Source organism: Bradyrhizobium sp. Mp27 (assembly GCF_029953005.1).
Classification (GTDB): domain Bacteria; phylum Pseudomonadota; class Alphaproteobacteria; order Rhizobiales; family Xanthobacteraceae; genus Bradyrhizobium; species Bradyrhizobium barranii.
Window position 1 is genome coordinate 1 of record NZ_JASAUS010000207.1, and the last position, 9723, is coordinate 9723.

At 37.5% G+C, this 9723-nt stretch carries 5 protein-coding genes; all 5 read left to right on the forward strand.

What is annotated here, in order from left to right; translation table 11 throughout:
* Nucleotides 1–29: 29 nt before the first annotated feature.
* Genes QJT78_RS45040 through QJT78_RS45060 form a run of 5 tightly spaced genes read left to right on the forward strand, consistent with a single transcriptional unit; the run spans nt 30 to nt 9636 of the window.
* Nucleotides 30–4202, forward strand: a complete 4173-nt coding sequence (locus tag QJT78_RS45040; RefSeq protein WP_281460646.1) for a phage tail tape measure protein — start codon at nt 30–32, stop codon at nt 4200–4202.
* Complete coding sequence (locus QJT78_RS45045; RefSeq protein WP_281460647.1) at nt 4195–5844, forward strand: distal tail protein Dit; 1650 nt, start codon at nt 4195–4197, stop codon at nt 5842–5844. Before QJT78_RS45040 ends, QJT78_RS45045 begins: the two co-directional genes overlap by 8 nt.
* A gap of 12 nt (nt 5845–5856) precedes the next feature.
* On the forward strand, nt 5857–8151 hold the full coding sequence (locus QJT78_RS45050; protein ID WP_031669134.1) for a phage tail spike protein: 2295 nt from the start codon (nt 5857–5859) through the stop codon (nt 8149–8151).
* Nucleotides 8141–9232 carry a carbohydrate-binding protein CenC gene (locus QJT78_RS45055; protein WP_085315554.1) on the forward strand — a complete coding sequence of 364 codons (1092 nt, stop codon included), beginning with the start codon at nt 8141–8143 and terminating at the stop codon, nt 9230–9232. Before QJT78_RS45050 ends, QJT78_RS45055 begins: the two co-directional genes overlap by 11 nt.
* A gap of 38 nt (nt 9233–9270) precedes the next feature.
* The gene (locus QJT78_RS45060) at nt 9271–9636 is read left to right on the forward strand and encodes a Gp23 family protein (protein WP_003722523.1); all 366 of its coding nucleotides are present in this window, start codon (nt 9271–9273) and stop codon (nt 9634–9636) included.
* The last annotated feature ends 87 nt before the right edge of the window (nt 9637–9723 follow it).

Consider the following 9723-nt stretch of genomic DNA (forward strand, 5'->3'; position numbering starts at 1 on the left):
AGCAACAAATGTCGAATACTTTATCTGTCATGTCTCCTGGTGAGGTAAATGAATATAAAGATGCTTTAAGAGAACTTGCTATTCAACAAGGCGCAGATACGAAATACTCCGCATTAGAAGCCGCACAGGCACAAGAAGAACTTTTAAAGGCAGGTCTTTCAGTTAAAGATGTTATAAATGGCGGATTGTCTGGAGCGCTTTCATTAGCAACAGCTGGCGAGTTAGATTTAGCGTCAGCGGCAGAAATTGCAGCTACAGTTTTAAATGCGTTCAAGGATGATAATTTAAGCGTGGCGGATGCGGCAAACATTCTAGCTGGTGCAGCAAATGCTTCTGCCACAGGTGTAGAAGAAATGAAGATGTCTTTACAACAAGTTTCTGCTGTTGCCAGTGGTGTTGGTCTCTCATTTGACGATACATCAACAATGTTAGCGGTATTTGCGCAGAATGGTTTAAAAGGTTCTGATGCAGGTACCTCTCTAAAAACGATGCTACAAAGGTTGCATCCTACAACAAAAGCGGCATGGCAACAATTTGATTCCCTTGGTTTAAGCATTGTGGACAATGAAACTGCTATGAAAGTATTGCAAGAAAATGGTGTTAAACCACTCTCGAATGATACAGACAAATTAATGGGACAAATTCAAGATTTAGCTAAAAGTTTGGCAGGTCCAAAGGCAAGTGCTTCTAAAGTGAACAAAGAATTTGAAGAATTGACCGTTTCCACTGGCGCAGTCCACTCCGCATTTTATGATACAAACGGGGAATTAAAATCAGCAGAAGAAATATCTGGTCTATTGCAAAGTAGTCTAAAAGATTTGAACTCCGAACAGCGTAGTGCAGCGCTAGGTGCTATGTTTGGCTCCGATGCAGTTCGTGCTGGGAATATTGCTTATCGTGAAGGCGCGGATGGAATAAAGAAAATGCGCACTGAAATGGGAAAAGTAACTGCTGATGACGTAGCTAAAATGAAAATGGATAATCTGAAAGGTACTATTGAAGAAATTTCTGGTGCAATTGAGACCTTTGCTATCAGCATTGGAACATCATTGACTCCGGTATTACGTGGTCTAGGAAAGTACATTCAAAAAGCAGCAGATTGGTTCAATGGATTGAATGATAGTACTAAAACGGTTATCTCTACAGCTGGAGTAGTTGCGGTAGCGATTCCGGTTGCTGGACTAGCATTTGGATTTATTGCAAAAGGGGCAGCGGCTGCTATCTCACCTGTAAAGAAATTAACAGCAGCGTTAGCAGAAAACTCTGTTGCTGCTGGAACTAATGCTGCGACTACTCAACTTGCTGGAAATGCTTTGCCAGTCGGTGGAGGAAAAGGTAAAGGTTTCTTAGGTAAAGCTGGCTCATTTTTTAAAGGAAGCAAAGGAGCAAAAGCATTATCTACAGCTGATATGGCAGGCGATATTGCGAGTTATAGCAAATTCGGAAAAATCGGGGCTGGTTTGAAAGGCGTCGGGAAGGCATTACCTGGTCTAGGAATTGCATTATCTGCAACACAACTTATTGGTATTAATAAGAAAAATGCTGGCGATAAAGCTGGTAGCGCTGGTGGGAGCTTAGCTGGCGGGGCAGCAGGAGCCGCTATAGGAACAGCAATTGCTCCAGGAATTGGAACAGCTGTAGGTGCGGCAATAGGAGGTATTGCTGGAACTAAATTTGGGCAGGCATTCGGTAAAAAAGTTCAAAAAGAATTTCCAGAATATCAACAGAAATTTGTAGATATGTGGGATGGATTGTCAGATTCTGCTAAAAAACATCCTATACTATTAGCACCTGTTAATCAAATCAATGATCAAATAAAAATAGCTAAGGTTGGGTATGCGGAAATTAAAAAGGCATTTTCCAATCCTTTAAAAACAGATGTATCTGGAAAAGGTATTAGCAAAGATACAGCAAAAAATGTAAACTCATATAAAACTATGTCTCAAAACGCAATCTCTGAATTAAAGTATTTGGAAATGTCCGGGGATGTAATCACTAAATCAACATCTGATAAAATTAGCAAAAATTATAATGGGATGGTTGCGTTAGTCGAGAAATCTTTTGAGAAGACTAAAAAAAGTACTGATAAGAATTTAAATACTTTGTCAAAGAATAGCATGTTATCAGAAGCAGACATAAAAGCGGTTAAAGAGAAGCAAGCAAAAATACAAAAATTGTCATTAGATGAAGTGAAGAAAAACAACGAACAAATTCAAAAGCTAAATGAAGACATGGCTACTAAAAATGCTAATATTACAAAGAAAGAGAAAGCAGACATAAAAGCAATTAACGCAAAAGCCGCAAAGGAAGGTAGAGTTTTAACTGCTTCGGAGGAACAGCAAATTACGAGCATCAAACGTAATGCTGCAAATCAACGTAAAACTAGTAATCAAATATATAGTAATCAAATTCAAGCAATATCTAAAAAACAAGAAACTGCTGTGGTTAGTTCTTTGAGTAAGTCTGCAAAAGAGCAAAAATTAATTTTAGGAAAACTGAAAGACAGTAGTGGAAAATTAAGTACAGAACAAGCTTCGAAAGTGGTTAGCGAATCGAAGAGAGCAAAAGATGGAGCAGTAAAAGAAGCTAACAAGAAATATAAGGATGTAGTTGCTGCAGCTGATAAAGAATACTATGTAAATGGAACTATTACGAAAAAGCAACATGATGATATTGTAAAAAAAGCTAGGAGCCAAAAGAATAAAACCGTAAAAGCGGCAACTGAAATGCATGAACAAGTAGTCAGTCAAGGTCAATCACAAGCTACTGGTCATTTAAACCAAGTTGACTGGGAAACAGGTCAATCATTATCGAAATGGGATAATTTTAAAGTTAATTTAGCGGGTGTGATTAACTCTGTCACCGGTGGAATAAATAAAGTATTAAAATTCTTTAGTTTACCTACCATACCAGAATGGAAGCCAAAAGGTTATAATAATGACACAAAAAAAATAAATACTAGCAAAAGAACTTCCTACGGTAGTAACCTTGCAATGGATTATACAGGTTCTAACAATGCATCTGGACAAATCATGGCTGGTGAAGAAGGTTTTGAAATTGCCTACAATAAGCGTCAAGCTCAAGCACAAATTTTAGGTGCAAATGGCGCAGAAATTACACATGTTGCACCAGGTACTAAAATTTTGAACCATGCAGATTCGAAAAAAGTCATGCAAGGTGGTCTTGGTAAAACATTACCTGGATTTGCAAGTGGCAATTCAACGATCAATGATTTCTTGAGTGACGCTTGGGATGGGACAAAAGCGGTAGCTGGAAAAGTAGTTGATTTTTCTAAAAAAGCTTTTGACTGGGCAGCGCATCCTATCAAAAATTTAAATAAACTTTTTGGTGGCTTGTCTGTTGGCGTTAAAATGGGTAACGATGGTAATTTAGGTTCTGACATGCTGAACTATTTAAAAAACAGTATAGGCGCACCTTTGGAGAAAATGCTATCTGGTTTTAAAGAAACTGCGCCAGTGGCAGGACCGGCTGGGAAAGGTGCTTCGGCGTGGTCTAGTGTTATTAAGAAAGCGGCTCTAGCCATGAAAGTGGATTTGTCCGGTAGTGAATTAAAAGGCATTATTGCACAAATTCATCGTGAATCTGGCGGGAATGAAAAAATAACTCAGTCATCTGCTGTTGTGGATGTTAATACATTATCAGGCAACCCTGCTAAAGGTTTGCTTCAATATATACCGCAGACTTTTAACGCATACAGAATGAAAGGGCATAACAATATATTTTCTGGTTATGACCAGTTACTGGCATTCTTCAACAACTCGTCATGGAGAAACGATTTACCTTATGGTAAACGAGGTTGGGGACCACGAGGACATCGTAGATTTGCTAATGGTGGTTTTGTAAACAAAAATGAAATGATAGAAGTTGCTGAGAGCAATAAGCCAGAAGTAGTCATACCGCTTACTCGGAAAAATCGAGCAGTTCAATTAATCAAAAAAACAAAAGAAATCATTGGAATGAACGATGGAGGAAGTGTTGTTGTCAATAGTCCTGACAATTCTGACATGATTTTATTGCTTCAACAGCAGAATCAGATTTTAATGCAACTACTTCAAAAAAATAGTGACGTATACATGGACACAAATAAGGTCGGAAGTTTAGTGGAACCTGCAATTACAAAAATGCAGAACAATCGTATAAGTAGAAAAGACCGAGTTCAGGGGGTTAGAAAACGTGACTAAAATAGGATTTATGTACGCCGGAATTCATAGCAATGACATTCCAGCAGTTGTTAATAGTATCAAAAGAAATGCAATCAATATCACTGAGAATATCCAAGAAGTACCTGCCAAAATCGGTGGGTACTTTTTTGGTAATTCCGTTGGTACTAGAAGCTTTGACATTAATATTACGCTTATGGGGAAATCGGAAACTGAACGAGTAGAAATAGCACACGATCTTAATAACTTAATCATCCAAACTAATAGTTTTGAAAGCGAAATAATCTTTGATGATGAACCGGAATGGATTTATTACGGTCATTTTGCCCAAATGGCAGAGTTAACAGAATTACAGACAGATAATTATACAACAACCATTACATTTATATGTAGTGATCCTCGTGGATATGGAGAACAACAAGAAATTAGTTTACCAGAAAGCCCGGCTATAATCGAAGTGGCGGGTTCACAATCAACAAGTCCAATTATTCATGCGATAGCAACCGACGATTTAACTAGTCTATCATTTGCAACAGATGATGATTATATATTTCTAGGGGCTGATATTGACCCCGATACAGGACAAACAGCTGTGAAAATGTATGAGAACGTGTTGTCCGATAGAGCAAATGACATGACTTTGTGGGATGGTATTGGGCAAAGTAATATTACTTGGGAGCTAGAAAATGGTAAGCCTGCGAAAACAAGTTCATTTAAACAAACTATAAACACCATTCGTGTAAATTCCTATGGTGAAAAAACAGAAACCGCGCCTTACAAATCATGGAGAGGTCCTGTAATGAAACGAATGTTGACGTCAGAATTAGACAATTGGAAAGTCACCGCTCGATTGGCAAATATTACTCAAAAATACCCACGCGCTAGAACAAAAATAGAATTGTATTTATTAGACAAAGATAGCAAACGCATTGGTAAATTTATGATTAAAGATGCCCAAAATGGGAGAGCTATGAATTTGGGACTAGAGATTGGGAGAACAACGAAAGATAGATACCTTTTTGCTGCAACTGAGGGGAAAGTAGTTAAGAAAAAGAATACGAAAGTGGTTTATTCAAAAAAAGTACAACAAACAGTGAAGTATACAGAAAAAGGTAAAACAAAGACTAAGCAAGTTTGGAAAACAATAAACACGACGTATGAAGTCGGAAATAACTATAATGAATTTTCAGATGCGTACTTTAATCTATCTATTGAAAAGCGTGGACAGTTGTTTATTGCGGAAATAGTTAAATTGAACGATAAAGGTAGTCAAGCTTGGAAACGAACCTACAAATGGAAAGACTCAAATAACAAATTTGCTACTAAGTTAGCAGGCATCGGAATTTACATGGCCAAAATGGATATTCCAGAAGATTTTAATAATCAAACTTACAAAGACAATGATGTTGTTTTTTGCGACTTGGTTGTACAAAAAGTTAATCCAGAAGCAGATGTTAAAAATAATCCAGAGGTTATTATCCATAAAGGTGATGAGATTATGATTGATTGTGAAGCTGGGGTCATAATGAAAAACGGTTCAGTGTTCATGGAAAATTTAGCAATTGGAAGTTCATTTCCTTCGTTTTTTGGTGGCTATCAAACTCCAGTGGCTTTCAGCGAAGGAGCGGAGTGGTCCATAGAATACAGACCGACGACATATTAGGAGAGGTATAGAATGTTAACAATTCTAAATAGACAAAGAACAACTGTAGGCGTGTTATCTAATGACATGCCTTTTTCGTGTCCTTTTTGGGATGATGAGAGAAATGAGAAGCTTGAAAACTTTGATGACACATACACTGTTACCATCCCCGCAGAACATGAAATGGCTGAACATATTCACGAAGGTAATTATATTTTGTTTGAAGACGAACAAGCTAAGTTACGATTATTTCGTATTTATGAATCTGAAAACGGGTTAAATATGCAAGGACGATACATCAAAGCAACAGCAGAAAATGCATTTATTTATGATTTAAATGCAACTATTATTTCCAATAAATTACTGACTGATATAAGAGCTGACATGGCGCTTGAATATATTTTACAACAGACAGGATGGTCAATCGGTAAGAGAGAATTTGTTGGACAAATACGCACTATTGAATTTGCAGACAATATAACGGCTCAAGCTGGATTACAACAAATTATTGCAGAATATAAAGCAGAAATTGATGCTTACGTAGAAAGCTTTGGTGGTCAAATCATTAATTATAAATTTGATTTAGTTGACGAACGAGGCAACAATACTGCGAAACGATTTGAGTATGCAAGAGACATTCAAGGTCTTAAACGAGTTACAACTGATAAAACGATGTACACTGCTCTTATCCCGCTTGGTAAAGATGGTTTGACAATTAAATCAGTTAATAATGGTTTAAATTACATTTATGATGATGAAGCGAACTGGCTGTATAACGATGGTAGAGAATATTTAAAAGGGGTCATAACAAAAGATACAATAACAAATGCGCAAGCTTTAAAAGATTGGGCGATACTAGAGCTTGAAAAAGTTAATCATCCTTTATCTACGTACGAGGTAGACGTGATATTACTAGCAGAGATGTTAGGCTATGAACCACACCAAGTCACACTTGGAGACACAGTGAGAGTAGTCGACTTGGACATGGATATAACTTTATCTGCAAGAATCATAGAAAAGACAACTTCTTTTAGTGATCCGTCTAAAAACAAGGTTGTACTTGGTGATTATATTGAATTGGAAAACGTCACACCGCTGGCTATTTGGGAACTTCAAGCACAAATTGAAGAAGCTAAAAAACAAATAGAAGAAACGAAGACGTGGAAAGTAGAATTATTTAGCACTAGTGGTTCTACTTTTAAAAACAATGCTGGCACTACACAACTTATTGCAAGAGTTTATGATGGAAAAACAAACATAACGAATAGTATTGAGCGTGGTGATTTTATTTGGGAGAAAATAAATAATGATGGTACACACGACTTAGTCTGGGAAGACGCACAGATAGGCGTAGGTAATGTTGTTAATATCTCTGGAGAAGACGTTTTTATCAATGCCACTATCAGATGTTCGGTTAATCAAGGAAGTGAAGCTAGTATATTAATGATTAATGAAGAAGAAAGTTATATGTATGCTGAACTTCCACGCGAATTCCCTGCTGGGATAGAAGTAAATTTATCGGTTATGCAATGTGCGCAAATAGACGTGGAAAATGGTTACATTTATTGGTCGCAAGAATATTACGGAAGTAAAAAAAGTAAAGTCGGTGGACAACAATCATACAATATTTATAGAACTACGCTTGATGGTACTTTCGTCGATATGATGTGGGTTCTCGGCGGAGGACATGGGACTATGTTTGGCGTGGACACTTCGTCTGGTGAGGCGCACATCTGGTCTTATTATGTAACACCATTGCCCCTGGCAGAGAAGGCGATAGCAATGTTTAAATATGTCCCTTTGAAAGAACAGTTTTACGATGAGTCGATGGTATTTAAACTTGAAGCGCCTGACGGTTTCCGAGTGACATACGACAAAACAAGCGACTATGTAGTTATGAGTCCAGGCGTTTCCAATTTAAGTATTAATGTTTTTAAAAAGTCTGATTTATTTGCCGGAAGAATAGCTCCTTTATATACATTCAGGACAAGAGATTGTGGATTTACAGCTACTTTGTATACGCTGCAAGGAATGCATGTAATGTTTCCATATGCGTATTTGTCAGCAGGAGGGAGTTTTACAGGCACTGATAAAAATCAAGTTTGGTGTTGGGATATGATTAATAATAGTTTAGTTTATCATCATATTTTTCAAAAAAAATATTATCCTGCACAAGGTTCAACTAACGAATGCGAAGGAGCGTATCCATTTCTTGATGCAAATGGCAAGCGAATGATGCAGCTAAATTTAGGGCAAGGAGAGGCGGGCAAACGATACAATCGTATTTATGCTATGCCAGAAGAAAGGATGTTGGATAATGACAATTAGAGCAGCAGCGGAAATAACATTAACAGATATTAACGATGCAATAGTAGCTGGTGAAGCACCGTTAAACCCGACCACCGATTTACTGTGGATGGATAGTAGTGTGACACCAAATGTTTTGAGAAGGTGGGATGGAGAAAAATGGGTGAGTCAAACATTAGATATTAAGGAAGCAGATCCAGAAATTAACGAAAAAATAGAAGAGGCGATTACCGTTGCGAACAATGCATTGATTGAATCAGTTAGTAATCATAAACCGGTTTTTGATAAAACTCAGCCAAGCGATCCAGTCGAAGGTGACACATGGTTTAAAATAGACGAAAACACTAAAACAATTGTTGGTGTTTTTACTTGGAACGGGAATAGTTGGGTAGAATTACCTTTGGATTACAACGCATTGCGTGTGGGTAAACTTTCAGCTATCACTGCCGAGCTTGGTGATGTGAAGAGTGGTAGCATTACTGGTGCGGAATTTATTCATAACATAAATTACAAAGATAGCGACGATAATCTTTACACTGGAACTGTCAAAATGAATGATGACGGGTTCAATTCAACTTCATATTTGCCTACGGGTATAGGGTCGGCAGTATTAGAAAGCATCATCAGTACATTAGGCGGATACAAAGTTGCGCAGAAACTAATCGATGTTGCCGGGGAAAGTAGCCTAGGAAATTCTATTTTAACTAGTAAATCTCTGCAGTTTAATGAGAATGGAAATATTAAGCTTTCAATTGATGCAGATTCGTTTTATTCAACACCGTGGCAGAACCTAATATTGAATTCCGGATATTCAACAGCGGGAAGTAATACACCTCAATACAGAGTCGTATGTGTTTTTGGAATCAGATTTGCTATCTTCCGCGGCCAAGTTCAAAAATCAACCGCATGGGCATCAGCTAACGCTTTCGCTTCTGTTCCTTTTGAGGTCCAAACAACGAAAACCGCGATGGCTTACGCACCAACAAACAAAGCGAGTGGTGGGCGTGTTCATGCTTCATCAAGTAACGCGATGGGATTTATACCAGCGGAAACGAGCATTACTTATTTTGCGTTAAATCAATTATTTTATGTTTTAGATTAAAGCCGAGCAAGGCTTATTTTTTATGGGGGATGATGAAAATGTATGATGGGCTAACAAAAGTTTTTGATTATGCTTTAGCGAAAGAAATGTTCTTCGCGGCGCTCTTTGTAGCGCTTTTTATAATCTTACTAATTATCACAAAAAGAATTTGGGATGATTCAAAAATTGTAAGAATAGAAATGAAAGAAGAACGCGAAAAAGTGGAGGAAGAACGAGAGAAGCGTAATAAGGAATCGAAAGAAGAGAGAGATAAATTTATAAGTACGATGAACGAACAACAGCGATTGATGGATAGGCAAAATGACATGATGAAACAGCAACAACAATCAATTGACAGCTTGTCTAAATCAGTCGGAAAGTTAGCTCACAAAGTAGATTTGTTGGAACACAAAATAACGAAGTAAAGGATGATAGAAATGGAGTTTGGAAAAGAGTTACTAGTTTACATGACATTTTTAGTAGTTGTAACGCCTGTTTTTGTTCAGGCGATT